This is a genomic window from Pseudomonas frederiksbergensis (assembly GCF_003732705.1).
Taxonomy (GTDB): domain Bacteria; phylum Pseudomonadota; class Gammaproteobacteria; order Pseudomonadales; family Pseudomonadaceae; genus Aquipseudomonas; species Aquipseudomonas frederiksbergensis_F.
The window spans coordinates 1-25,646 of sequence record NZ_MOBR01000028.1 but is presented as its reverse complement, the minus strand read 5'-3'; the positions used below and the strand labels follow the sequence as shown (position 1 = coordinate 25,646).

The window sequence follows — 25,646 nt, the reverse complement described above, 5'->3', positions numbered from 1 at the left end:
CATTCAAGCGTCCCTTCGTTACCTGCGAGGGGATAACTCCTGTTTAAAATCCTATGCAGCGCAAGCACCAGACTTGCATGCATAACAACAAGAAAGGTAATTCTAGATGAATGCGATTTCTCGCCTCGCTACTGTCATTTCTCTTGCCTCATTGCTTCCTATCTCTGCATTCCCTCTCAGTGCGCTTGCCGCCGATGCCAAAGGTTCGGTAGAAGTCGTTCACTGGTGGACATCCGGTGGCGAAAAAGCTGCCGTTGATGTGCTCAAGGCCCAAGTTGAAAAAGACGGTTTCACCTGGAAGGACGGCGCTGTCGCCGGTGGTGGCGGTGCGACCGCCATGACCGTGCTCAAGAGCCGCGCCGTTGCCGGTAACCCGCCAGGGGTTGCGCAAATCAAAGGTCCGGACATCCAGGAATGGGCGTCCACCGGTCTACTCGACACCGACGTCTTGAAAGAGACTGCCAAATCCGAGAAGTGGGACAGCCTGCTCGACAAGAAAGTCTCCGATACCGTGAAGTACGACGGTGATTACGTGGCCGTACCGGTGAACATTCACCGTGTGAACTGGCTGTGGATCAACCCGGAAGTCTTCAAGAAAGCCGGGATCGAAAAAGCCCCGACCACCCTCGAAGAATTCTACGCCGCTGGCGACAAACTCAAGAAAGCGGGCTTTATTGCCCTTGCCCACGGCGGCCAGCCTTGGCAGGACAGCACCGTGTTCGAAGCGGTGGTTCTTTCGGTCATGGGGGCTGACGGCTACAAGAAAGCCCTGGTCGACCTGGACAACGCTGCGCTGACCGGTCCTGAAATGGTCAAGTCGCTGACCGAGCTGAAGAAAGTCGCGACCTACATGGACGTCGACGGTAAAGGCCAGGACTGGAACCTGGAAGCGGCCAAGGTCATCAACGGCAAGGCCGGCATGCAGATCATGGGTGACTGGGCCAAGAGCGAATGGACCGCGGCCAAGAAAGTCGCCGGCAAGGACTACGAGTGCGTAGCCTTCCCGGGCACCGACAAGGCCTTCACCTACAACATCGACTCCCTGGCGGTGTTCAAGCAGAAAGACAAAGGCACTTCCGCTGCCCAGCAGGACATTGCCAAGGTCGTTCTGGGTGAGAACTTCCAGAAAGTCTTCAGCATCAACAAAGGCTCGATCCCGGTTCGAAACGACATGCTCCACGAAATGGACAAGCTCGGCTTCGACTCCTGCGCCCAGACCGCGGCCAAGGACTTCCTGGCAGACGCCAAGTCCGGCGGCCTGCAGCCGAGCATGGCGCACAACATGGCGACCACGCTGGCGGTACAAGGCGCGTTCTTCGATGTCGTGACCAACTTCATCAACGATCCGAAAGCCGATCCGGCCGATGCTGCCAAAAAACTCGGCGCGGCGGTCAAGTCTGCCAAGTAGGTATCAGCGGCAAGCTGCGAGCTACAAGCTGCAAGTGATGTCTGCTTGTCTTGCAGCTTGCAGCTCATAACTGCCTTCAACTTTTCTTCCCGTACTGGATCTTCCCATGAGTTCTGTTGCTGTGTTCAGCAAGGCCTCGCCGTTCGATGCACTGCAGCGCTGGCTCCCAAAACTGGTGCTGGCGCCCAGCATGTTCATCGTCCTGGTGGGCTTCTATGGCTATATCCTGTGGACGTTCGTCCTGTCGTTCACCACATCGACCTTCCTGCCGACCTACAAATGGGCCGGCCTGGCGCAATACCAGCGGCTGTTCGACAACGACCGTTGGTGGGTAGCGAGCAAAAACCTGGCGGTGTTCGGCGGCATGTTCATCGGCATCACCCTGGTGATCGGTGTGCTGCTGGCGGTGTTTCTCGACCAGCGTATTCGCCGCGAAGGTTTCATTCGCACCATTTACCTGTACCCGATGGCGCTCTCGATGATCGTTACCGGTACCGCGTGGAAATGGCTGCTCAACCCGGGCATGGGCCTGGACAAATTGTTGCGTGACTGGGGTTGGGAAGGCTTCCGCCTGGACTGGCTGATCGACCCGGATCGCGTGGTGTACTGCCTGGTGATCGCTGCAGTCTGGCAAGCCTCGGGTTTTATCATGGCGATGTTCCTCGCCGGTTTGCGTGGGGTTGATCAATCGATCATCCGTGCCGCCCAGATCGACGGCGCGAGCATGCCGCGCATCTACCTCAAAGTGGTGTTGCCGAGCCTGCGTCCGGTGTTCTTCAGCGCCGTGATGATCCTCGCTCACATCGCGATCAAGAGCTTCGACCTTGTCGCGGCCATGACCGCCGGTGGCCCGGGTTACTCCTCCGATCTGCCTGCGATGTTCATGTATTCCTTCACCTTCAGCCGCGGCCAGATGGGCATGGGCTCGGCCAGTGCGATTCTGATGCTCGGTGCGATTCTCGCAATCATCGTGCCTTACCTGTACTCCGAGCTGAGGACCAAGCGCCATGACTAGTTTCGCTGCCAAACCGGCCATCAGCCTGAGTCGCATCGCGATTTACGGCGTGCTGATCCTGGCCGTATTCCTTTACCTGATCCCGCTGGTGGTCATGCTGTTGACCAGCTTCAAGACCCCGGAAGACATCAACTCCGGCAACCTGCTGAGCTGGCCGACCGTGGTCAGCGGCATTGGTTGGGTCAAGGCCTGGGGCACGGTTGACGGGTACTTCTGGAACTCGATCAAGATCACCGTTCCGGCGGTTTTGATTTCCACTGCCATCGGTGCGTTGAACGGTTACGTGCTGTCGATGTGGCGCTTCCGTGGTTCGCAGTTGTTCTTCGGTTTGCTGCTGTTCGGTTGCTTCCTGCCGTTCCAGACCGTGCTGCTGCCGGCCTCGTTCACCCTCGGCAAAATGGGCCTGGCGAGCACCACCACCGGCCTGGTGTTCGTGCACGTGGTCTACGGCCTGGCGTTCACCACGCTGTTCTTTCGTAACTACTACGTCAGCGTGCCGGATGCGCTGGTGAAGGCGGCGCGGCTCGATGGCGCGGGTTTCTTCACCATCTTCCGCTTGATCATCCTGCCGATGTCCACCCCGATCATCATGGTCTGCCTGATCTGGCAGTTCACCCAGATCTGGAACGACTTCCTGTTCGGCGTGGTGTTCTCCAGCGGTGATTCGCAACCCATCACAGTGGCGTTGAACAACTTGGTCAACACCAGTACCGGGGCCAAGGAATACAACGTTGATATGGCGGCGGCGATGATCGCCGGGCTGCCGACCCTGCTGGTCTATGTGGTCGCAGGCAAGTATTTCGTGCGCGGGCTGACGGCCGGCGCAGTCAAGGGGTAATCATGGCTACGCTCGAACTTCGCAATGTAAACAAGACTTATGGCCCCGGCCTGCCGGACACCCTCAAGAACATTGATCTGTCGATCAAGGCCGGTGAGTTCCTGATCCTGGTCGGACCTTCGGGTTGCGGCAAGTCCACCCTCATGAACTGCATCGCCGGCCTGGAAACCATCTCCGGCGGCGCGATCATGATCGGTGATCAGGACGTCAGCGGCATGAGCCCGAAAGATCGCGACATCGCCATGGTGTTCCAGTCCTACGCGCTGTACCCGACCATGAGCGTGCGCGAGAACATCGCCTTCGGCTTGAAGATCCGCAAAATGCCCCCCGCCGACATCGAAGCGGAAGTGGCGCGAGTGGCCAAGTTGCTGCAGATCGAACACCTGCTCAATCGCAAACCCGGCCAGCTCTCCGGTGGTCAGCAACAGCGTGTGGCCATGGGTCGTGCGCTGGCGCGGCGGCCGAAGATTTATCTGTTCGACGAACCGCTGTCCAACCTCGACGCCAAGCTGCGGGTCGAGATGCGCACCGAAATGAAACTGATGCACCAGCGCCTGAAAACCACCACGGTCTACGTGACCCACGACCAGATCGAAGCGATGACCCTGGGCGACAAAGTGGCGGTGATGAAGGACGGGATCATTCAGCAATTCGGTACGCCGAAAGACATCTACAACAACCCGGCCAACCTGTTCGTGGCGAGCTTCATCGGTTCGCCGCCGATGAACTTCATCCCGCTGCGCTTGCAGCGCAAGGACGGTCGTCTGGTGGCGCTGCTCGACAGCGGCCAGGCCCGCTGCGAATTGCCAATGGGCATGCAGGACGCAGGGCTCGAAGATCGCGAAGTGATCCTCGGCCTGCGTCCGGAGCAGATCGTGCTGGCGAACGGCGAGCCGAATGGTTTGCCGACCATCCGCGCCGAAGTCCAGGTCACCGAGCCGACCGGGCCCGACACCCTGGTATTCGTCAACCTGAATGAAACCAAAGTCTGCTGCCGCCTGGCGCCGGACGTTGCGCCGGGCGTGGGCGAAACCCTGACCCTGCAATTCGATCCGTCGAAAGTGCTGTTGTTCGATGCCAAGACCGGGGAGCGTTTGGGGGTTGCCGGTGTGCCGAAAGCCGAAGCGCATGGCGCCAACGTCGCCCAGTTCAAGGGTCGATAAGAAATCAATGTGGGAGCGAGCCTGCTCGCGAAAGCGGTCTGACATTCAACATTGATGTCGACTGATACGCCGCCTTCGCGAGCAGGCTCGCTCCCACAGGGAAAAATGTGCGGCGAATGGGGACATTCATCGCAATCGATGTAAACCGCGTTAGATAAAAACAGTTAATAACAATAAAACGAGGATGTAGGGATGAAGAAGAAGAACAACGTTCAGCTTATCTGCCAATTGTCAGCTGTTGCGGCGGCGATGACCCTGGTCGGTAGCGTTCATGCGGCTGACGCGTTCAGCGCTGATTCCCAGTGGATGACCGGGGATTGGGGCGGTGAGCGGACCAAGCTGATCGAGCAGGGTATCGACATCAAGATGGACTACGTCGGTGAAGTGGGCGGTAACCTTCACGGCGGCTACAACAACGACAAGACTGCACGTTACGCCGACCAGTTCGGCCTGGGCGTGGCACTGGACCTGCAAAAGCTGTGGGGCTGGGATAACACCCAGGCCAAGATCCAGTTCACCAACCGTAACGGTGAAAACATCTCCAATGACCGTGTTGGCGACCCGCGTGCCGGCACTTTGAGTTCTTCGCAAGAAGTCTACGGTCGTGGTCACATGGTTCGTTTGACTCAGTTGTGGATCAAACACCAGTTCCTCGACGGCAAACTGGACGTCAAGGCCGGTTACTTCGGCGAAGGCGAAGACTTCAACACCTTCCCTTGCGAGTTCCAGAACCTGGCGTTCTGCGGTTCCCAAGTGGGTAACTGGGCCACCAACATCTGGTACAACTGGCCAATCAGCCAGGCCGCGATTCGCGTGAAGTACAACATCTCGCCTGAGTTCTACGCGCAGATTGGTGCGTACAACCAGAACCCGTCGCAACTGGAGCACGGTAACGGCTTCAAGCTCAGCGGCAGTGGTACGGCGGGTACCGTCATTCCGGTTGAACTGGTCTGGCTGCCTAACCCGAACAACCTGCCGGGCGAATACCGTGTCGGTTACTACAAAAGCACGGCCAAGGCTGATGACGTCCGCGAAGACGTCAACGGTGATGACGCTGCCACCAGCGGTAACGCTTTCCGCAGCCACAGCAGCAAACATGGCTACTGGTTCGTTGCGCAGCAACAACTCACCACCCACAACGGTGACGCTTCCCGTGGTCTGAACGTCGCGGCTAACGCCACTTTCCACGACAAGGACACCAACGTCGTCGACAACTATCAGTCGCTGATGTTTGTGTACAAAGGCCCGTTTGATGCACGTCCGAAAGATGACGTCGGCATCGGCGCCGCCCGTATCCATGTCAACGATGACGTGAAGAAAAACGCCGAACTGCTCAACGCTTCCAATGGCGTCAGCGACTACCAGGATCCGCTGTTCGCACCACTGCGCAGCACCGAGTACAACTACGAAATCAACTACGGCTTCCACGTTACCAACTGGCTGACCGTGCGTCCTAACCTGCAATACATCACTCACCCGGGCGGTGTGGATGAAGTCGACAACGCGCTGGTGGCCGGTCTGAAAATTCAGTCGGTGTTCTAACGTTGTTGCGATAAGCTCCTCTCTATGTGCGCATATTTGCGGATGGCCAAGGCTATCCGCTTTTTTTTGTGTGGCGAGGGGGCTTGCCCCCGTCGGGTCGCGAAGCGGCCCCATAACTTGCAATCGTGGTGTATCAGTTACACCGCATACCATAGTTTCACGACTGCTTCGCAGCCGAACGGGGGCAAGCCCCCTCGCCACAGTGGTTAACTGGGCGCAAAAGTATGAGTGCACTGATGATTTTCAGGACCGCGGCACATGCATGAGCATCCGCTACAACGCTTCTTCAAATCCTTGCGCGAACGTCCGGTGTTTGCGTGGGAGCGCTATCAGATGCGCGACGTGCTGGTGATCGATCATCCGCTGTGCCAGGCGGTGTTCAGTCGCCAGGGCGCGCAGTTGTTGCACTTTCAGCCAACAGGGCAGAAGCCCTGGTTGTGGTGCGCGGCGAAGTGGCCGCACGTGGGCGCCATTCGTGGCGGCGTGCCGGTGTGCTGGCCGTGGTTTGGCCGTCATCCGAGCGAAAATGCCTGGCCATCCCATGGCTGGGCGCGACTGCTGGACTGGAAGTTGCTGGACAGCAGCACTGACGACGACGGCGTACGTTTGCACTGGCAACTTCAGCTGTGCGACTGGACCGTTGACCTGCACGCCCATCTGGGTGAACGCATGGACCTGCGCCTGAGCACCGAGCATCAAGACACCTTGCCCTGCCAATTGAGCCAAGCGTTGCACGCCTACTGGCGTATTGGTGATGTGAGTGAGATAGCGCTGTCTGGGCTCGACGGGGCGCACGGTTATGATCAGTTGAGTCGGCAGGTGTGTCAGCAGGAAGGCGAGTTGCGGGTCGATGGCGGCTGTCAGCGGGTGTTCCAGCACGACGGCGAATTGCAGCTCAAGGATCACGCCTGGCAGCGGGAATTGTGCATCGACACCGGTGACGATGCCGACACGGTGGTTTGGCATCCGGGTTCAAGGCCTTTGCTGGGAGTGAGCTGGAACGAGGTGTTGGAGTTTGTCTGCGTGGAAGCGGCGAGCGGTGGCACCGACAGCCTGAGCCTGGCGCCGGGGGAGAAGGCGCATTTGAGTTTGCAGGCAAGGGTTGGGGTTTAGCTCAGGTCCTGCGGTGTTGCGGCTGACGCCTTCGCGGGCAAGCCTCGCTCCTACAGGGGGTGATGGTGGGCGCGATATTGGCGACGAACCAAAAACCTGTAGGAGCGAGGCTTGCCCGCGAAGAGGCCGGAACAGCCGATGAAGCTATTGATCGTTCCCACGCTCCGCGTGGGAATGCCTCAAGAGACGCTCCGCGTCCAGTGACGCGGAGCGTCACGGGCTGCATTCCCACGCAGAGCGTGGGAACGATCGCTACGGGTTAATTAAACTCGTCACCCACCGGATACCGGCTCGCATTCAAGCTCTCTTTGATCTTGCGCAAATGCGGCTGGAAATCCACCCCGCGGCGCAAGGTCATGCCCGTCGCCAATACGTCCAGCACGGTCAGTTGAATAATCCGTGAGGTCATCGGCATATAGATGTCGGTGTCTTCCGGCAACGGAATGTTCAGGCTCAAAGTACTGGCCTTGGCCAATGGCGAACCTTCCGCGGTCAAGCCCAGCACCGAAGCGCCGTTCTCCCGGGCGATGCGCGCCACTTCCACCAGTTCGCGGGTGCGGCCGGTGTAGGAAATGATCACAAACAACTCGCCGGTGTGGGCCACCGACGCAATCATGCGCTGCATCAGCACATCGGCATGGGCGGTGACGGCGAGGTTGAAACGGAAGAACTTGTGCTGCGCATCCAGCGCCACCGGGGCCGAAGCGCCGAGGCCGAAGAAGTGGATCTGCCGGGCCTGGATCAACAGGTCGACGGCGCGGCTGATCAGGTTCGGGTCCAACGCCTGGCAGGCGCTGTCCAGGGACGCGATGGCACTGCCGAAGATCTTCTGGGTGTAGGCTTCAGGATTGTCATCAGCCTCGACCGCACGGCTGACGTACGCCGCGCCACTGGCCAGGCTCTGGGCCAATTGCAGTTTGAGTTCTGGGTAGCCGCTGACGCCGAATGAACGGCAAAAACGGTTGACCGTCGGCTCGCTGACCTTGGAGGCCTGGGCGAGGGCGGCGATGCTGAACCGGGTGGCCTGCTGTGGATTGAGCAGGATCACTTCGGCGACTTTGCGTTCGGCCTTGTTCAGGTCTTCAAGGCGATTCTGGATTTGTTCCAGTAAATTTCGCACGCGGTCCATAGATGTTCCTTGAGTCAGCAGCGCAAAGATGCGCTCTGCTATGCAAAAAGGGCCTTTGATGCGGCCCGTAACGGTGGCCTATCCTACTGATGGCTCCGACCGACCACCACTCGGAATCTGTATTTTGCGAAAATGTTGTGGTTATTACTACATTTTCCCTTGAGTGATGCCTTGAAAAAAGGTATTTGTAGCTTAACTTGATAAAAGAACAAACATCATGCCTTCGATTACGGTTGAACCGTGCACCTTTGCCTTGTTCGGCGCCCTCGGCGACCTGGCCTTGCGCAAGCTGTTTCCTGCCCTCTATCAACTGGACGGCGCCGGCCTGTTGCACGAGGACTCGCGCATCATCGCGCTGGCCCGTGAACCCGGCAGCGAGCAGCAACACCTGGCGTTCATCGCCTCGGAGCTGCGCCGCTACGTCGATGCCAAAGAGCTGGACGAAGCTGTGGTCGAACGCTTCCTCGCTCGGTTGAGCTACCTGCACGTCGACTTCCTCAAGTCTGAAGACTACGTCGCCCTGGCCGAACAGGCCGGCAGCGCCCAGCGCGTGATTGCCTATTTCGCCACACCGGCCGCCGTTTACGGCGCGATCTGCGAGAACCTGTCGAAGGTTGGCCTGGCCGAAAACACCCGCGTGGTGCTGGAAAAACCCATCGGTTCGGACCTGGAATCCTCACGCAAGGTCAACGACGCCGTGGCGCAGTTCTTCCCGGAGAACCGCACCTACCGCATCGACCACTACCTGGGCAAAGAAACCGTCCAGAACCTGATCGCCCTGCGTTTCGCCAACAGCCTGTTCGAAACCCAGTGGAACCAGAATTACATTTCCCACGTGGAAATCACCGTGGCCGAGAAGGTCGGGATCGAAGGCCGCTGGGGTTACTTCGACAAGGCCGGCCAGCTGCGGGACATGATTCAGAATCACCTGCTGCAACTGCTCTGCCTGATCGCCATGGACCCGCCGGCCGATCTCTCCGCCGACAGCATCCGTGACGAGAAAGTCAAAGTGCTCAAGGCCCTGGCGCCGATCAGCCCGGAAGGCCTGACTACTCAAGTGGTGCGCGGCCAGTACATCGCCGGCTACAGCGAAGGCAAACCGGTGCCGGGTTACCTGGAAGAACCGAATTCCAATACCCAGAGCGACACCGAAACCTTCGTCGCCCTGCGTGCCGATATCCGCAACTGGCGTTGGGCCGGCGTGCCGTTCTACTTGCGAACCGGCAAGCGCATGCCGCAGAAGCTGTCGCAGATCGTCATTCACTTCAAGGAACCTTCGCACTACATCTTCGCGCCGGAGCAGCGCCTGCAAATCAGCAACAAGCTGATTATCCGCCTGCAACCTGACGAAGGCATCTCCCTGCGTGTGATGACCAAAGAACAAGGCCTGGACAAGGGCATGCAGCTGCGCAGCGGTCCGTTGCAGCTGAATTTTTCCGACACTTATCGCAGCGCACGGATTCCCGATGCCTACGAGCGGTTGTTGCTGGAAGTAATGCGCGGCAATCAGAACCTGTTTGTCCGTAAAGATGAAATCGAAGCCGCGTGGAAGTGGTGTGACCAGTTGATCGCCGGGTGGAAAAAATCCGGTGATGCGCCCAAGCCGTACGCGGCCGGGTCCTGGGGACCAATGAGCTCCATTGCACTGATCACGCGGGACGGGAGGTCGTGGTATGGCGATATCTAAATTGAAACTGCCTCAGGGCGTGAATGCCCATGAGTTCAAGAGCCCGGTGCTATTGGCCGAAGGCTTGGCGCTGAATGTGGCCAAGCAACTGAGCGAGGCCATTGATGCGCGCGGCACGGCAACCCTGGTGGTTTCCGGTGGTCGCAGCCCGGTGGCGTTCTTCCAGCACTTGGCCAAGCAGACGCTGGACTGGTCCAAGGTTGTCGTAACGCTGGCCGACGAGCGCTGGGTACCGGTGGAACACGCCGACAGCAATGCCGGCCTGCTCAAGCGTTACCTGCTGCAAGGCCCGGCGGCCAAGGCGCAGTTTTTGAGCCTTTATAGCGCCACCGCCAATCTTGAGCTGGCGGCCGAGCAGGCGGATCGCTTGCTCGCGGAATTGCCGCCGATCGACGTGCTGATTTTGGGCATGGGCGACGACGGTCACACCGCCTCGCTGTTCCCCAACAGCCCGAACCTGGCCGACGCCTTGAAAGTCGACGGCACGCGCCGTTGCTATCCAATGCTGGCGCCGACCGTGCCGCACCAGCGCCTGACCATGAGTCGTGCGCTGCTGGCGTCGGCCAAGACCACCGTTCTATCGATTTCCGGTCAGTCCAAATTGACCACTTTGAGTGCCGCATTGGCCGGTGACGATGTCGCCGCCATGCCGATTCGCGCGTTTCTGCAACCTACGTTAGAGATTTACTGGTGCCCATGAGCCAAGGATCAGCCGCTATGACCAACACATCCCCGACCGTTTCCATGGCGGACAAAGTTGCCCTGATCGACAGCCTCTGCGCCAAGGCGCGGATTTTGCCGGTGATCACCATCGCTCGCGAACAGGACGTCCTGCCACTGGCCGACGCCCTGGCCGCCGGTGGCCTGACAGCCCTGGAAGTGACCCTGCGTTCGCAGTTCGGCCTTAAAGCCATCCAGATCCTGCGCGAGCAGCGTCCGGAACTGGTGACCGGTGCCGGCACTGTGCTGGATCGCACCATGCTGGCGGCCGCCGAAAGGGCCGGTTCGCAGTTCATCGTCACCCCGGGCATTACCCGTGACCTGCTCGAAGCCAGTGTCGACAGCCCGATCCCGCTGTTGCCCGGCATCAGCAACGCCTCCGGCATCATGGAAGGCTATGGTCTGGGCTACCGCCGCTTCAAGCTGTTCCCGGCGGAAGTCAGCGGCGGCGTCGCGGCCATCAAGGCCTTGGGCGGTCCCTTCGGCGAAGTAAAATTCTGCCCGACTGGCGGCGTGAGCCCGGCCAATATCAAGAGCTACATGGCGTTGAAAAACGTGATGTGCGTGGGCGGTAGCTGGATGCTTGATCCGGAGTGGATCAAGAACGGCGACTGGGCCCGCATTCAGGAATGCACCGCCGAGGCCTTGGCGCTGCTGGACTGATGCTGCTGGATTTGATTGTTACCTGACACTTCGTTGTGTGTTCTACGGCTTTACGGTGCGCTTGGTCGGTGCACCGTTTTTTTTTGTCTGCAAACAATGCCCCTGTAGGAGCAAAGCTTGCTCGCGATGGCATCACCGCGGTGCAACGGTTAACCGCGTTATCGTTCATCGCGAGCAAGCTTTGCTCCTACAGCGAAGGCGTCATCACATTCAACACACCTGTTGAATTCAAGACCGTCTTCGCGAGCAGCTTCGCTCCTACAAAAAACATTTGCCGATACATAGTTACTGCATCCCGCCCGGCATCTCTCTCTATCCTTGAAGCATCTTATGGAAGAGAGAACCTTATGGATTACACCTCTGCTACTCCCCGCGAACCCGTCTGCCTGCTCTCCCCGGAGCAGATCGCCGGCCCCTATTTCCGCAACCCGAAACTCATCCGAAGAAACATCAGCGAAGGCCAGGATGGCATTCCCCTGGTGTTGCGGCTGGTGATCGTCGATGCCATGACCGGCGAGCCGGTAAGCGGCGCACTGGTAGATATCTGGCATTGCAATGCCCGGGGCGCGTATTCGGGCTGGAGCCGGGTCAATCCGGATGTTGAAGTCGATGTCAGTCATATTGGCGCGATTGCACGCACCGATGACGACACCTACTTGCGCGGCGGGCAATTCAGCGACAACAAGGGCGTCGTGCGGTTTACCACGATCTATCCGGGGTTTTATGCCGGGCGTGCGCTGCATATCCACGTGGCCGTTCGAATCGCCGGCGGCAACAACTATCTGGAAGAGCGGCATGTCGCCTGGGTCGGTCAGCTGTATTTCCCCGAAGTCGCTTCCAGGTCGGTGCTGAACGCCAGGGAATACAAGGGCCGCAGCGTGCCGCCACTGAGCAATGTTCAAGACCATTACTACGAAACCATGGGCGGTGAAGCCTCGACCCTGACGGTTCACAGCATCGGTCGCGACACCACGGATGACGGTTTTTTCGGGTACATGACCATTGGCATCGACACCTTTGCGGTGTCGACCCAGATCAAGCCCGAGGACTTCGACAAGTACACGGTGTGAGCGCCGGTTTCAGCGCAATTCGGTGAGTGCCTGGGCCAGCAGGTCCATGTCTGCTGCGGTGGTGGTCAGCCCCGGCGTGATGCGGATGCACGGTCCGAAAGCCGCACCGCTGCGGGCCACGGTGAACAGGTTGTAGTCGTTGAGCAGGCGCTCGACCATCACTTGCTGATCGGCATGGCGGGTAAAGCGCATCGAGGTGATGCCGCAACACAGTCGAGGATCGTCCGGGGTCATGACTTCGATGCCCGGCAAGTCACGCACGGCGTTGACCCAGCGGTTACGCAGATAACCGAGCCGTGCGCCCTTGGTGGCGGAACCGCCCATGGCCTGATGTTCCTCGAACACCAGTGGCAGGGTCATCAGCGCCGGAATGTTCGGTGTGCTATAGGACGTGCGTGAGCGGATGTCGTTGATCGGAAAATGCATCTCGCCCATGTCCGGGTCGATGTCGGCCAGGCGTTGGGGGGCGATGTAAATGAACCCCAGGGTCAGCGGGGCGCCGATCCATTTGTGCAGGTTGTAACCGGCGAAGGCAATGCCCAGCGTGTCCAGATTGAAATCGATCTGGCCCAGGGCATGGGCGCCGTCGAGGATCACATCGACACCGTGCTCCTTGGCGAGCGAGGCAATCGCCTGCACCGGCATCACCAGGCCGGAGCGGTGGGTGACGTGGGTCAGGGCCATTAGCTTGAGGCGTGGATAACGCACAAAGGCTTCGCGGTAGGTGGCCAGCAAACTGTCGAAAGTGGCGGGGTGCTGGTGATCGATTTCGATCACTTCCACACCGCGATGGCGCGCCAGCCAGCGCATGGCGCCCTTGACCGTGTCGTACTCCAGATCGCAGAACAGTACCTGATCGCCAGGCTGCAAACGGTTGTAGTTGCGGATCAGGGATTGCAGGCCATCCGAGGCGTTGCGGGTGAGGGCGACGGATTGCGCACGCACGCCCATCAGCTCGGCGAGTTGCGCGCGAATGTCCAGGCTTTCGATCTGCTCGAAGCGTTGGCGCACATGGACCGAGTTGCTGCGATTGATCAGCTCGATATTGCGCTGATATTCCTCGACCACCGTGCGCGACATGCGCCCGAAATAACCGTTTTCCAGATTGATGGGGCCGGGTTCGACTGCGTAACGGTCGGCAAAGGTCTGCCAGAAGGCTTCATCACGGGCACGGCGGGTGTTCTCGGGCATGGGCTACTCAGTCAATTCAGTGGCGGGGCGCTGGTTTGCCATGTTTGGCGCGCAGCGGTTCGAGCAGTTCGGATAAACCGTTGTGGTCGATTTCCTGCATCAACGCAAGCAAACCGCCCAGTTCGCCATGGGGGAAACCTTCCCGGGCGAACCAGTTCAGGTACTGGCCGGGCAGGTCGGCGATGATGCGGCCCTTGTATTTGCCGAAGGGCATTTCGCGGGTAATCAGCAGTTCGAGTTTTTCAGGATTCATCAATCAGTCGTCTTGATTCAAACAGCTTCGAAAATACAGGCATTCTGCATGCAGGCCAAATGACAGATCATGCAAATAACGCGGATACAGATTTCAGGGGTAAAGTTAACTATTTGAAAAATAAGGAATAAATATTCAATTCGAAGCTGGCATGCAGGCTGCAATAGCTATTGCATCTTTCATCAACCCGCGAGGAATTGAAAATGACCGACGTGAATAAAGAAGCCATCTCTGTACTCAACGACCTGATTGAAACCAGCAAAGACGGTCAGGAAGGGTTCAAGACTTGCGCTGAAGACATCAAGCATCCAGAACTGAAATCCCTGTTCGTGACCCGTTCTGCCGATTGCGCCACCGCTGCTGCTGAACTGCAAGCGGAAGTTCGCAGGCTGGGCGGCGATCCGGAAACCTCGACCAGCGTCAGCGGTGATCTGCACCGTCGCTGGGTGGACGTGAAGGCGATGTTCACCGGCAAGGACGAAGAAGCCGTGCTGAACGAAGCTGAACGCGGTGAAGACCACGCGTTGAAGGCGTACAAGGAAGCGCTGGAAAAAATCAACAAACACAACCTGGTGGGCATTCGTGATTTGGTTGAACGTCAGTACCACGGCGTACAACGCAATCACGATCAGGTAAAAGCCCTGCGTAACCAGGCGCGTGCTCGCTCTTAAGCGTTCGTCGCTGTAATAAAAAACGCCAGTTTGACTGGCGTTTTTTTATGCCTGATCGTTCCCACGCTCTGCGTGGGAATGCCGCCCCGGACGCTCTGCGTCCAGCTGTGGTGTGACGCGGAGCGTCACGGGATGCATTCCCACGCGGAGCGTGGGAACGATCAACAGATCAGCCAATACTGATCGCCGGCAACGTCGGCAAGGTCACGGTCTGTTGCTTGCGCGGTGCCAGAATCTCTGCCTCGCCATCGACTACCAGCTCATCACGCTGGTTGAACACGCGAGTGGCAATGCGCACGCGAAACTTCGGCAGCTTCTCGAGAATTTCCAGACGCACGGTCAGGGTGTCGCCAATTTTCACCGGTTTCTGGAAGCTCATTTGCTGGCCGATATAAATCGTGCCCGGCCCAGGCAATTCGCAGGCGACAGCAGCGCTGATCAAGGCGCCGCTGAACATGCCGTGGGCGATGCGTTCCTTGAACATGGTGCCGGCAGCGAATTCAGCGTCCAGGTGCACCGGGTTATGGTCCCCGGACATCGCGGCGAACAACTGAATGTCGCGTTCTTCGACGGTCTTGCTGTAACTGGCGGTCTGGCCGACTTCAAGGGCTTCGTAAGGGGTATTGGTAACCTGGGTCATGTGTCTCAATTCCTGTGACGAATAAAAAAATCCACAAAAAAAACTATTCGGTTCTGGCCGGGCGGCGGTGGCTGAGCGCCTGGGCGATCCAGTTCAGTACGTCGGCGGTCACTTCATCGCGGTTGCTCTCGTTGAACAGTTCGTGGCGCGCCTGCGGGTAAATATTCAATTGCAGATTCTGGCTGCCGGCCGCGCGCAACGCGTGGGCCAGATCTTTCAGACGCTTGCCTTCGCTCACCGGATCACATTCGCCGCCCATTATCAGCAAGGGCAGGCCCGGATCGACTTGGGCGAGATTGGACGCTTTGCTGATTTGCTGCAAGCCACCGAGCAAGTCGATCCACAGTTGATTGGTGCAGCGAAAGCCGCAAAGCGGGTCATTGGCGTACAGATCGACTTCTGAAGGGTCGCGGCTGAGCCAGTCGAATTTAGTGCGCACGGGCTTGAAGGGCTTGTTGAACGAGCCGAATGACAGGAACTCAATCAGCGCGCTGCGCCCCTTTGGCCCTTGACGCAGCCGTTCGAGACGGGCGATTTGCCGTGCCGCACGATAAAGCGCCACGGGCTGGAAATTCGAGCCACTGAGAATCGCTCCGTGCAGGCTGGCGCTGTGGTGCAGCAGGTAGGCCTGGGCAATGTAGCTGCCCATGCTGTGACCGAGCAGCACGATCGGTACGCCAGGGTGTTGCTGGCCAATGTGCTGATTGAGGCTGGCCAGGTCGCCGACGACTTTGCACCAGCCATCGTCATCGGCGAAATACCCGAGCGTGCCGTTTTCGGCAGTTTTGCCATGTCCACGCAGGTCTGGTGCATACACGCCGTAGCCTTGCTCGCAGAGTTTTTCGGCAAGCCTTGCGTAGCGACCGCTGTGCTCGGCCATGCCATGGGCCAGCAGGATCACGGCTTTTAACGGCGGGGCGGGCAGCCACTGGTTGACGAAGAGGCGGCTGTGGTCACTCGCGGTCAGCCAGAAAGTGTCGTGGATCATGGCGATTCCTTTGCACGATGTGGTTGCATTGTATAGCGCATCCTTTGCTTGCCGTCTGATCAGGCCACGCCACGTTAGGAAGATTCACACGATCTATGACGCTGTTTGCCATATTTGCCTGATTGGCCATAACTGCTAGTGTCCGTGAAGCTCCGCTTTTCGTTGTTTGCTTTTCAGAAGTGACAGAAGTGGCCCGGGATAGATTCAGGTAAAGAGGACAAGAACAATGCAACCTGATTTCTGGAATGACAAACGCCCGGCCGGCGTGCCCCTGGACATTGATCTTGGGGCCTACAAGTCGGTGATCGAGGTGTTCGAGCGTTCCTGCAAGAAATTCGCGGATCGCCCGGCGTTCAGCAACATGGGCGTGACCCTGACTTACGCCGAACTGGAACGCCACAGCGCCGCGTTCGCCGGTTACCTGCAAGCCCACACCGACCTGGTGCCGGGGGATCGCATCGCGGTGCAGATGCCCAACGTCCTGCATTACCCGATTGCCGTGTTCGGTGCGTTGCGCGCCGGGCTGATCGTGGTCAACACCAACCCGCTGTACACCCCGCGGGAGATGCGTCATCAGTTCAAGGATTCCGGCGCCCGGGCGCTGGTGTACCTGAACATGTTCGGGGCCAAGGTCCAGGAAGTGCTCGCCGACACCGACATCCAGTATTTGATCGAAGCGAAGATGGGCGACCTGATGCCCGCCGCCAAGGGCTGGCTGGTCAACACGATGGTGAGCAAGGTCAAGAAAATGGTCCCGGACTATGCCTTGCCTCAAGCAATTTCTTTCAAGAGCGCTTTGCGCCTGGGCCGGGGCCTGGGCATCAAGCCGCTGAAGGTCGGCCTCGACGACATCGCGGTGCTGCAATACACCGGCGGCACCACCGGCCTGGCCAAGGGCGCGATGCTGACCCACGGCAACCTGGTGGCGAACATGCAGCAGGCCCGGGCCTGTCTGGGCCAGTTCGGCAACGACGGTCAGCCGCTGCTGCGCGAAGGCCAGGAAGTGATGGTCGCGCCGCTGCCGATTTACCATATCTATGCGTTCACGGCGAACTGCATGTGCATGATGGTGACCGGCAATCACAACGTGTTGATCACCAATCCGCGGGACATCAAAGGCTTTATCAAGGAGCTGAAGAACTGGCGGTTCTCGGCGTTGCTGGGGCTCAACACGCTGTTCGTGGCGCTGATGGATCACCCGGACTTCAAGACCCTGGATTTCTCCAGCCTCAAGCTCACCAACTCCGGCGGCACTGCGCTGGTCAAGGCCACCGCCGAACGCTGGGAGCAGCTCACCGGTTGCCGCATCACTGAAGGCTACGGCCTGACCGAAACCTCGCCGGTGGCCTGCACCAACCCGTATGGCGACAAATCGCGGATCGGCACGGTCGGCCTGCCGGTGCCGGGCACCACGCTGAAAATCATCAATGACGAAGGCGTCGAGCAGCCGCTGGGCGAGCGGGGCGAGTTGTGCATCAAGGGCCCGCAGATCATGAAGGGCTACTGGCAGAAACCCGAAGCCACCGCCGAAGTGCTGGATGCCGAGGGCTGGTTCAAGTCCGGCGACATTGCGGTGATCGACCCGGACGGATTCGTGCGTATCGTCGATCGCAAGAAAGACATGATCATCGTCTCGGGTTTCAACGTGTACCCGAACGAAATCGAAGACGTGGTGATGGCCCACCCGAAAGTCGCCAACTGCGCGGTGATCGGTGTGCCGGATGAGCGTTCGGGGGAGGCGGTGAAGTTGTTTGTGGTGGCCCGGGAATCCGGGGTCAGCCTTGAAGAGTTGAAGGCGTACTGCAAGGAAAACTTCACCGCCTACAAAGTGCCCAAGCACATTGTGTTGCGCGAGTCGTTGCCGATGACGCCGGTGGGCAAGATTCTGCGGCGGGAGTTGCGGGATATCGCGTAGGCGTTGAATGGCCGCGCTTCGCGCGTTCGCGGGCAAGCCTCGCTCCTACAGGTTCACCGTCATTCACATTGACGCGATACCCGTAGGAGCGAGGCTTGCCCGCGAAGCTTTTAAGGGCTGAAAAGCCCGATTTATAGGGCTTTCAAGGTTGTATAGAATTTTTGCTCTAAAATGACTGCCGGCTATTCTTGAGTCATGAAAGTGACTGTAGAGGCCGCTTTTGGCTCTAGTCGGCCCTTGGCAAAGCTGCTACTCTCGGCGCGCTTTTGTGACTTCTCGGCCTATATAAAAGCCAGACTCACCAATAAAAAACATACACCAATAATAATCGCATCAAATGCGGTGATGAATTCGCGTTGCTGAGGAGTGGGCTTCCATGATCGAAGACTTTTGGAAGGATAAGTACCCTGCCGGGATTGCTGCCGACATCAATCCAGACGAGTATCCGAATATTCAGGCAGTGTTGAAGCAGTCCTGCCAACGCTTCGCCAACAAACCGGCATTCAGCAACCTGGGCAAGACAATCACCTACGGTGAACTGTACGAATTGTCCGGTGCCTTTGCCGCTTACCTGCAGCAGCATACCGACTTGCAGCCCGGTGATCGAATCGCCGTGCAGTTGCCTAACGTGTTGCAGTACCCGGTAGCCGTCTTCGGTGCGATCCGCGCCGGGCTGATCGTGGTTAACACCAACCCGCTGTACACCGCGCGGGAGATGGAACACCAATTCAACGACTCCGGTGCCAAAGCCTTGGTGTGCCTGGCCAACATGGCTCACCTGGCCCAGACCGTCGTGCCGAAAACCGGCGTCAAGCACGTCATCGTCACCGAAGTGGCCGACCTGCTGCCGCCGCTCAAGCGCCTGCTGATCAACAGCGTCATCAAGTACGTGAAGAAGATGGTCCCGGCGTATCACTTGCCCAAGGCCATCAAGTTCAACGACGTGCTGAGCAAGGGCCATGGCCAGCCAGTGGCGGAAGCCAACCCGGACAGCGGCGATGTCGCGGTGCTTCAATACACTGGCGGGACCACCGGCGTGGCCAAGGGCGCGATGCTGACCCACCGCAACCTGGTCGCCAACATGTTGCAGTGCAAGGCGCTGATGGGTTCCAACCTCAATGAAGGTTGCGAGATCCTGATCACGCCGCTGCCGCTGTACCACATCTATGCCTTCACCTTTCATTGCATGGCGATGATGCTGATCGGCAACCACAACATCCTGATCAGCAACCCGCGCGACCTGACGGCGATGGTCAAGGAACTGTCGAAGTGGAAGTTCAGCGGTTTCGTTGGCCTGAACACGCTGTTCGTGGCGCTGTGCAACAACGAAGCGTTCCGCAAGCTGGACTTCTCGGCGCTGAAAGTCACCCTGTCCGGCGGCATGGCCCTGCAACTGGCGGCGGCCGAGCGCTGGAAAGCGGTTACCGGTTGCGCCATCTGCGAAGGTTACGGCATGACCGAAACCAGCCCGGTGGCCACGGTCAATCCGATCCAGCACATCCAGATCGGTACCATCGGCATTCCGGTGCCGTCGACCCTGTGCAAAGTCATCGACGATGCCGGCGTGGAACAGCCGCTGGGCGAAATCGGTGAGCTGTGTGTGAAAGGTCCGCAAGTCATGAAGGGCTACTGGCAGCGCCAGGATGCCACCGATGAAATGCTCGACAGCGAAGGCTGGTTGAAGACCGGTGATATCGCGGTGATCCAGCCGGATGGCTACATGCGCATTGTCGATCGCAAGAAAGACATGATTCTGGTCTCCGGTTTCAACGTGTACCCGAATGAACTGGAAGACGTGCTCGCGACCCTGCCGGGCGTGCTGCAATGCGCGGCCATCGGCGTGCCGGACGAGAAGTCGGGCGAGGCGATCAAGATTTTCATCGTCGCCAAACCGGGCGTGACCCTGACCAAGGAACAGGTGATGGAGCACATGCGCGCCAACGTCACCGGTTATAAGGTCCCGCGTTCCGTGGAATTCCGCGATGCGCTGCCGACCACCAACGTCGGCAAGATCCTGCGCCGCGAACTGCGCGATGAAGAGCTGAAGAAGCTGGGCGTGAAGAAAGTAGGCGCCTAAACAAAAGCCCCGCAGATGCGGGGCTTTTTTTGCCTTGATCGTTCCCACGCTCCGCGTGGGAATGCATCCCGGGACGCTCCGCGTCCCAGCTGCGGACGCAGAGCGTCCATTGAGGCATTCCCACGCAGAGCGTGGGAACGATCGACTTAGAGGCGAAACGGCGCGAAGTTGACGTTGGTGCCCGCCGGGCGCATGTCCTGCAGGAAAGAGTCCTTGTCGGCGCTCAGTTCCAGGCTCAGGGCCGCTTTGCGCTTGCCTTCGTTGCGCACCACCAGACCTTCGAGCTTTTCACGCAGGAACACCGTCGGCACTTTCAGGTGCAGCAGTTCGTCGGTGTCCGGCGTGTGCATCAGCAGGTGTACCCACTCGTACTGACCAACGGCCAGGCGTGCCACCGGGATGTCGAACCACCAAATGTTGCGGTTGCGGTTCAGTTCGGTGAAATGGCAGTTGTTGACGCCAAGCACAGCACCGCCGAGTTCCTGGTTTCTGCGGGCAATGGCCTGCTTTTTATCGAGTTTCATAACATTCCTACGGGATTGGATCTTCAGCGCCAAGGCCTGAATACGTTGCGCATTCTCGGGGGTTGCACGGCAAACATAAAGCCCAACCTTTGCGCCGCGATGAAATGTCGCTGCAAAAATAAATGAAACTCCCTGCAAAAGCCTCCGGTCAATCTTTGTGTAACGACTTTCCCCGTTGAATTGTTCACAGGAGAAACACCATGAGCAGCACTGGCGATAAAGTTAAAGGCATGGCAAACGAAGCGGTCGGCAACGTCAAGCAAGGCGTCGGCAAGGCCACTGACAACACTAAGCTGCAAGTAGAAGGCAAAGTGCAGGAAAAGAAAGGCGAAGCCCAGCAAGCGGTAGGTAAAGCCAAGGACGCGGTCAAGAAGGCGGTCGATAAGTCCTGACGTGCCGCCCCTTCAAGGCACACTGAAACGGCCATCCGCGGATGGCCGTTTTTGTGTCAGCGGCACCGGTTAAACAACGAAATTGTTTCAAAGTCGCCAAGTAGGCTACTTTGATGTAGAAAACGGCCCCTGAGTCGCCACGACTTCAACCCTTTTGCGGCGAAAGGAGACGCTAATGATTTTCCCGGACATGAAAGGTCTGCCCATCCACCGCGTGATGCTGCGCACGGTCACCGAGTTCATCGATGATGAGATGTCGACCTATGCCTCGGCATTGGCTTACCAAATGCTGTTCTCACTGTTCCCCTTTATTCTGTTTCTGATCGCCCTGATCGGTTTCCTGCACCTGCCGGACTTCTTCTCCTGGCTGCGCTTGCAATCGGAACTGGTGCTACCGCCCCAGGCCCTGGAACAAGTAAACCCGGTGATCGATCAGTTGCAGCAGTCCAAGGGTGGTTTGCTCTCGATCGGTATCGTCATCGCCTTGTACACCGCGTCTGCGGGCGTGCGGCTGATGATGAGCGCGATGAACGCCGCGTATGACGTAGTGGAAGGTCGGCCGGTGTGGAAGCGTTTCCCACTGTCGGTTTTCTACACCATCGGCATTGCCGGCATGCTGCTCGTCGCCGCTGCATTGATGGTGCTCGGGCCACAGGTGATGGGCTGGATTGCGGCGCAGGTCGGGCTCGAAGACTTTATCGTGACGGTGTGGACCATCGCCCGCTGGCCGGTGATCGTGATCCTGATGATGGTGGCGGTGGCGTTGATCTATTACGTCATGCCCGACGTTCGGCAGGAGTTTCGCTTCATCACCCCCGGCTCGGTGCTGGCGGTGGTGGTGTGGATCATCGCCTCGTTGGGTTTCGCGTTTTACGTCAAGACCTTCGCCAACTACAACGCCATGTATGGCAGTATCGGCGCGATCATCGTGCTGTTGCTGTACTTCTACATTTCCGCGGCGGTGCTGTTGCTCGGCGCGGAGATGAACGCGGTGATCGAACACATGTCGACCGAAGGCAAGGACCCTGGCGAAAAGGTCCCCGGCGAGCACGACCACGAAACCAAACACCACGTATCGGGACTGGGACGGGACCACTCGCTCAAGCCGAACACTGACGAAGCCTGAACATGATCCGTGAAATCCTGAAAATGGGCGACGAGCGCCTGCTGCGCATCGCGCCGCCAGTCCCTGCTGAAATGTTCGACAGCCCCGAGTTATGGCAACTGATCGACGACATGTTCCAGACCATGGAAAGCGTCGGCGGCGTCGGCCTGGCCGCGCCGCAGATTGGCGTGGACCTGCAACTGGTGATCTTCGGTTTCGAGCACAGCGAGCGGTATCCCGACGCGGAAGCCGTGCCGCAAACGATCCTGATCAACCCGCTGATCACGCCGTTGAGCCCGACCCTGGAAGAGGGCTTCGAAGGTTGCCTGTCGGTGCCGGGTTTGCGCGGCGCGGTGGATCGCTACCAGCACATTCGTTATGAAGGTTTTGATCCCAAGGGGCAGCCGATCACGCGGATCGCCTCGGGGTTTCATGCGCGGGTGGTGCAGCATGAATGCGATCACCTGATCGGCCGGTTGTACCCGTCGCGGATTACCGATTTCAGCAAGTTCGGGTTTACCGAAGTGATGTTCCCGGACATGGATCCTGCTGCAGACGACTAATCCGAACCCACCTCATTACCCCTGTGGGAGCGAGCTTGCTCGCGATAGCAATCTGACAGTCAACATCGATGGTGACTGTCACACCGCTATCGCGAGCAAGCTCGCTCCCACAGTTGATATTTGGTGTCTGCTAAATCTTCACTTTGCGGGTTTAACAAACCGCAACGTCATCCGGTCCGACTCGCCAATCGCCACGTACTTCGCCTTGTCCTTCTCCCCCAACGTCAGCGCCGGCGGCAAGGTCCAGACACCTTCGGGGTAGTCCTTGGTGTCTTTCGGATTGGCATTGATTTCGCTTTTCTCCTCAAGCTTGAACCCAGCATCCGTCGCCAGTTTCACCACGTAGGCAGTGGGCAGGTAACCGCTGTGCTTGATCTCGTCCAGCGACGCTCCGTCCTTGGCCCGATGATCCACCACGCCGAGCACGCCGCCCGGTTTCAGCACCTTGAAGAACGACTCGAACATCAACGGCGCCGTGTCCGCCAGCACCCAGTTGTGCACGTTGCGAAAGGTCAGCACGGTGTCGGCGGAACCGGGTTTGCCCAGCACGGGGGCCTTGGGATCAAACTCGACCACTTGGGCCTTGGCATATTGCGCCGGGGCGGCGGCGAATTTGGCCTTGAGGGTTTCTTCGTTCTTGCGCGCGTAATCACTGACGGTCGGCGCCTGCACGGCGGCAATGTAATTACCGTGATCCTTGAGCAACGGCGCGAGCAGTTCGCTGTACCAACCGCTGCCGGGGGTAATTTCGATGACGGTCTGGTTCGGTCGCAAGCCGAAGAATTGCAGGCTCTGTTGTGGATGCCGGTAGACGTCGCGCACCACGTTCTGCGGCGCGCGCCAGGAGCCCTTGAGCACCTCGGCGTATTGCTCGGCGGAGACGGGCTTGGTGTCGGCGGCCTGCGCCAGAACAGGGGCGAACAGAGCGGTCAGGGTCAAAGCGAGTAGGGCAGGTTTCATGGAGCGTCCTTGGCGAAGTCGAAGTCGACCCCGAGGCTAGCACGCAGCCATCGACGGCCGATCACACATTATTGTCGGTCAACCTCACCAACGGTTCTAAGCCCATGGCAATCATCGGTTTGCTGCGGGCGTAACGGCTCAAGCGCTCCACCATTGCGTAGGGCATTGGCGGGTCGAATGTGAAGCCGCGGCGTTCGTAAAATCCGCGCAAGTCCGGATGGCAATACAACCACACCGGGCTGTCGAGGCCTTTGACCGCTTCGGCGATCAGCGCTGCGGCGATGCCTTGTTCACGACACGCCGGATCCACAAACAACCCCGTCAACCAATGCCCGCCCGCGACCGGTCGCAAACACAGTGCCGCGACAATTTCCCCACGCCGGGCCACCCATAGTTGCGCCTCGCGCACGGCTTTCATCGGCGATTGGTGGGCGCGGTAAAACTTGTTCATCAACGGCCATAACGGCTCGTCGAGCAAAGTGTACTGGGTGTCTGGCATGGGCTTGAGCTGTCGTTTGGCTAGGCGGGCGATTATAAAAGAACGCGAGCGCTGCGATAGGTGTATACCTGACTTCACATCCCGTATGAGTGGAGTACGTATCATGGCCAAAGGCATGGATTCAAAAAAAGCAGCAAAGAAAAAACCGGCCAAAACCGCCGATGAAAAACGCGCGGACAAAAAGGCCAAGAAGGTGGATGTGTTCGGTCACTGAAACCTGAGGTGCCCCGTGGTCAAGGGGCTTTTGTGGCGAGGGGGCTTGCCCCCGTTGGAGTGCGAAGCGCTCCCAATGCTGTTGTCGCGGTTGATCGTTCCCACGCTCTGCGTGGGAATGCCTCTAGGGACGCTCCGCGTCCAGCGACGCGGAGCGTCACGGGCTGCATTCCCACGCGGAGCGTGGGAACGATCGTTAAACCAAAAAATAATCTGCAAGATTTCCCCACGCTATTGCACAGAGAGGGACACGTCCCGTTCTGAGCAAAGCCATGTCCCATTACTTCGACGCCGCCCATCGAGAAGAAATCGAAACCCTGCGCCAACGCCTGACCGCTCGCACCGAGTGGCCGACCTGGTTGTTGCTGATCGGTGTGTACGTCGGCTGGTTCAGCATTGTCCTGGCCAGTGAACGGTTGGGCCGTGGGTGGAGCACGGTGTTGCTGATCCCGTTGGTGGTGCTCTGGCTGTCGGTGCAGCACGAACTGCTTCACGGCCATCCCACCCGCTGGCTGGCGCTGAACAAACTCCTCGGTTATGCACCGTTTGCGGTGTGGTTTCCGTACACCCTCTATCGCAACAGCCACTTGCTGCATCACCACGACGAAGACCTGACCGTTCCCGGTCGCGATCCGGAAAGCCGTTACCTCACCGCCCAGCACTGGCAGCGCAGCTCTGTGTTCAAACAGGCGCTGCACCGGCTGAACAAAACCGTGCTGGGGCGGGTCATGGTGGGCGCGCCCATGGCGTTGCAGGCCCTGGCCCGCAAAGAACTGCGACGCCTGCGCGCGGGTGATCGCCAAGCCTGGCTGATGTGGCTGACCCACGGCACGTTCACCCTGTTGATGCTGGCATTCATCGCCCGCTACAGCGCGTTGCCGGTGTGGCATTACCTGCTGCTGATCAGCGTGCCGGCGCTGTCGATTGCGATGATTCGCTCCTACTATGAACACCGCCCCAACGCCCAACCCGAGCAACGCACCGTACTCAATGAAGCGTCGTGGCCGTGGAGCTGGCTGTTCCTGAACAACAACCTGCACCTGGTGCATCACGACTTGCCGGGTTTGCCGTGGTATGACTTGCCCAAGGCTTATAGTGCACGGCGTGAGCAGTGGCTGGCGCGCAGTGGCGGGTTTTTGGTGCAGGGTTACGGGCAGTTGTGGCGCCGGCATGGGATCAGGGCGATCGACAGCCCGCAGCACCCATTTCACTGATAAACAGTGATCCCCTTGTGGGAGCGGGCTTGCTCGCGAAGGCGGCATGTCAGGCACCATTGATGTCGACTGACACACCGCCTTCGCGAGCAA

At 58.9% G+C, this 25,646-nt stretch carries 25 protein-coding genes; 17 read left to right on the top strand and 8 right to left on the bottom strand.

Annotation, left to right across the window (positions count from 1 at the left end; all coding sequences use genetic code 11):
• The first annotated feature begins 106 nt into the window (after positions 1-106).
• The 6 genes from BK667_RS24455 (at position 107) to BK667_RS24430 (ending at position 7,079) form a co-directional block, all read left to right on the top strand.
• Entirely contained in the window at positions 107-1,408 is a 1,302-nt protein-coding gene (locus BK667_RS24455; protein WP_123514164.1) for an ABC transporter substrate-binding protein, read from the top strand.
• A 106-nt stretch (positions 1,409-1,514) separates the two neighbouring features.
• Entirely contained in the window at positions 1,515-2,423 is a 909-nt protein-coding gene (locus BK667_RS24450) for a carbohydrate ABC transporter permease (protein ID WP_054044927.1), read from the top strand.
• The gene (locus tag BK667_RS24445) at positions 2,416-3,261 is read left to right on the top strand and encodes a carbohydrate ABC transporter permease (RefSeq protein WP_054613749.1); all 846 of its coding nucleotides are present in this window, start codon (positions 2,416-2,418) and stop codon (positions 3,259-3,261) included. The genes BK667_RS24450 and BK667_RS24445 overlap by 8 nt, the downstream gene beginning before the upstream one ends.
• Before the next feature lie 2 nt (positions 3,262-3,263).
• Entirely contained in the window at positions 3,264-4,424 is a 1,161-nt protein-coding gene (locus BK667_RS24440) for an ABC transporter ATP-binding protein (protein ID WP_123514169.1), read from the top strand.
• Positions 4,425-4,616: 192 nt separating this feature from the next.
• A complete protein-coding gene (locus BK667_RS24435; RefSeq protein ID WP_123514171.1) occupies positions 4,617-5,966 on the top strand; it encodes a carbohydrate porin in 1,350 nt (449 codons plus the stop codon).
• A 258-nt stretch (positions 5,967-6,224) separates the two neighbouring features.
• The gene (locus BK667_RS24430; RefSeq protein WP_123599155.1) at positions 6,225-7,079 is read left to right on the top strand and encodes a D-hexose-6-phosphate mutarotase; all 855 of its coding nucleotides are present in this window, start codon (positions 6,225-6,227) and stop codon (positions 7,077-7,079) included.
• A gap of 259 nt (positions 7,080-7,338) precedes the next feature.
• On the opposite strand, the gene BK667_RS24425 is transcribed toward BK667_RS24430, so the two are convergent.
• Positions 7,339-8,199 (bottom strand): MurR/RpiR family transcriptional regulator, encoded by an 861-nt coding sequence (locus tag BK667_RS24425; protein WP_177331417.1) that lies wholly within the window; start codon positions 8,197-8,199, stop codon positions 7,339-7,341.
• A gap of 226 nt (positions 8,200-8,425) precedes the next feature.
• Between BK667_RS24425 and zwf the strand changes: the two genes are divergently transcribed.
• From zwf to BK667_RS24405, 4 genes are all read left to right on the top strand, one after another.
• A complete protein-coding gene (gene zwf / locus BK667_RS24420) occupies positions 8,426-9,895 on the top strand; it encodes a glucose-6-phosphate dehydrogenase (protein ID WP_123599154.1) in 1,470 nt (489 codons plus the stop codon).
• Positions 9,882-10,595, top strand: a complete 714-nt coding sequence (pgl, locus tag BK667_RS24415; protein WP_123599153.1) for a 6-phosphogluconolactonase — start codon at positions 9,882-9,884, stop codon at positions 10,593-10,595. The genes zwf and pgl overlap by 14 nt, the downstream gene beginning before the upstream one ends.
• Before the next feature lie 17 nt (positions 10,596-10,612).
• Positions 10,613-11,278 carry a bifunctional 4-hydroxy-2-oxoglutarate aldolase/2-dehydro-3-deoxy-phosphogluconate aldolase gene (locus tag BK667_RS24410; RefSeq protein ID WP_123407166.1) on the top strand — a complete coding sequence of 222 codons (666 nt, stop codon included), beginning with the start codon at positions 10,613-10,615 and terminating at the stop codon, positions 11,276-11,278.
• Positions 11,279-11,625: 347 nt separating this feature from the next.
• Entirely contained in the window at positions 11,626-12,348 is a 723-nt protein-coding gene (locus BK667_RS24405; RefSeq protein WP_123599152.1) for an intradiol ring-cleavage dioxygenase, read from the top strand.
• A 9-nt stretch (positions 12,349-12,357) separates the two neighbouring features.
• Here the strand turns inward: BK667_RS24405 and BK667_RS24400 are convergent, their stop codons facing one another.
• Entirely contained in the window at positions 12,358-13,539 is a 1,182-nt protein-coding gene (locus tag BK667_RS24400; protein ID WP_123599151.1) for an aminotransferase class V-fold PLP-dependent enzyme, read from the bottom strand.
• A gap of 16 nt (positions 13,540-13,555) precedes the next feature.
• Complete coding sequence (locus BK667_RS24395) at positions 13,556-13,792, bottom strand: DUF3820 family protein (RefSeq protein WP_007949456.1); 237 nt, start codon at positions 13,790-13,792, stop codon at positions 13,556-13,558.
• Between the two features lie 203 nt (positions 13,793-13,995).
• Between BK667_RS24395 and BK667_RS24390 the strand changes: the two genes are divergently transcribed.
• Positions 13,996-14,463: a ferritin-like domain-containing protein gene (locus tag BK667_RS24390; protein ID WP_123514183.1), complete on the top strand. Its 468-nt coding sequence runs from the start codon at positions 13,996-13,998 to the stop codon at positions 14,461-14,463.
• Between the two features lie 169 nt (positions 14,464-14,632).
• On the opposite strand, the gene BK667_RS24385 is transcribed toward BK667_RS24390, so the two are convergent.
• Together BK667_RS24385 and BK667_RS24380 are read right to left on the bottom strand one after the other, a co-directional pair.
• Positions 14,633-15,103 (bottom strand): MaoC family dehydratase, encoded by a 471-nt coding sequence (locus BK667_RS24385; protein ID WP_008151121.1) that lies wholly within the window; start codon positions 15,101-15,103, stop codon positions 14,633-14,635.
• Positions 15,104-15,146: 43 nt separating this feature from the next.
• A complete protein-coding gene (locus tag BK667_RS24380; RefSeq protein WP_123599150.1) occupies positions 15,147-16,091 on the bottom strand; it encodes an alpha/beta hydrolase in 945 nt (314 codons plus the stop codon).
• A 226-nt stretch (positions 16,092-16,317) separates the two neighbouring features.
• Between BK667_RS24380 and fadD2 the strand changes: the two genes are divergently transcribed.
• A complete protein-coding gene (gene fadD2, locus BK667_RS24375; protein WP_123599149.1) occupies positions 16,318-18,006 on the top strand; it encodes a long-chain-fatty-acid--CoA ligase FadD2 in 1,689 nt (562 codons plus the stop codon).
• A 376-nt stretch (positions 18,007-18,382) separates the two neighbouring features.
• A complete protein-coding gene (fadD1, locus tag BK667_RS24370) occupies positions 18,383-20,083 on the top strand; it encodes a long-chain-fatty-acid--CoA ligase FadD1 (protein ID WP_123599148.1) in 1,701 nt (566 codons plus the stop codon).
• A 146-nt stretch (positions 20,084-20,229) separates the two neighbouring features.
• On the opposite strand, the gene BK667_RS24365 is transcribed toward fadD1, so the two are convergent.
• Positions 20,230-20,607, bottom strand: a complete 378-nt coding sequence (locus BK667_RS24365) for a hypothetical protein (protein ID WP_123599147.1) — start codon at positions 20,605-20,607, stop codon at positions 20,230-20,232.
• A gap of 200 nt (positions 20,608-20,807) precedes the next feature.
• Here BK667_RS24365 and BK667_RS24360 point away from each other — a divergent pair, with 200 nt between their 5' ends.
• From BK667_RS24360 to def, 3 genes are all read left to right on the top strand, one after another.
• Positions 20,808-20,999: a CsbD family protein gene (locus BK667_RS24360; protein ID WP_123514193.1), complete on the top strand. Its 192-nt coding sequence runs from the start codon at positions 20,808-20,810 to the stop codon at positions 20,997-20,999.
• 175 nt (positions 21,000-21,174) lie between these two features.
• On the top strand, positions 21,175-22,125 hold the full coding sequence (locus BK667_RS24355) for a YihY/virulence factor BrkB family protein (RefSeq protein ID WP_123514195.1): 951 nt from the start codon (positions 21,175-21,177) through the stop codon (positions 22,123-22,125).
• A gap of 2 nt (positions 22,126-22,127) precedes the next feature.
• The gene (gene def / locus BK667_RS24350) at positions 22,128-22,667 is read left to right on the top strand and encodes a peptide deformylase (RefSeq protein WP_123514197.1); all 540 of its coding nucleotides are present in this window, start codon (positions 22,128-22,130) and stop codon (positions 22,665-22,667) included.
• A gap of 138 nt (positions 22,668-22,805) precedes the next feature.
• Here the strand turns inward: def and BK667_RS24345 are convergent, their stop codons facing one another.
• Both BK667_RS24345 and BK667_RS24340 read right to left on the bottom strand, forming a co-directional pair.
• Positions 22,806-23,627 (bottom strand): class I SAM-dependent methyltransferase, encoded by an 822-nt coding sequence (locus tag BK667_RS24345; protein ID WP_123599146.1) that lies wholly within the window; start codon positions 23,625-23,627, stop codon positions 22,806-22,808.
• Positions 23,628-23,688: 61 nt separating this feature from the next.
• Positions 23,689-24,126: a GNAT family N-acetyltransferase gene (locus BK667_RS24340; RefSeq protein ID WP_123514201.1), complete on the bottom strand. Its 438-nt coding sequence runs from the start codon at positions 24,124-24,126 to the stop codon at positions 23,689-23,691.
• Between the two features lie 485 nt (positions 24,127-24,611).
• Between BK667_RS24340 and BK667_RS24335 the strand changes: the two genes are divergently transcribed.
• The gene (locus BK667_RS24335) at positions 24,612-25,553 is read left to right on the top strand and encodes a fatty acid desaturase (protein ID WP_123514203.1); all 942 of its coding nucleotides are present in this window, start codon (positions 24,612-24,614) and stop codon (positions 25,551-25,553) included.
• Positions 25,554-25,646 lie beyond the last annotated feature (93 nt).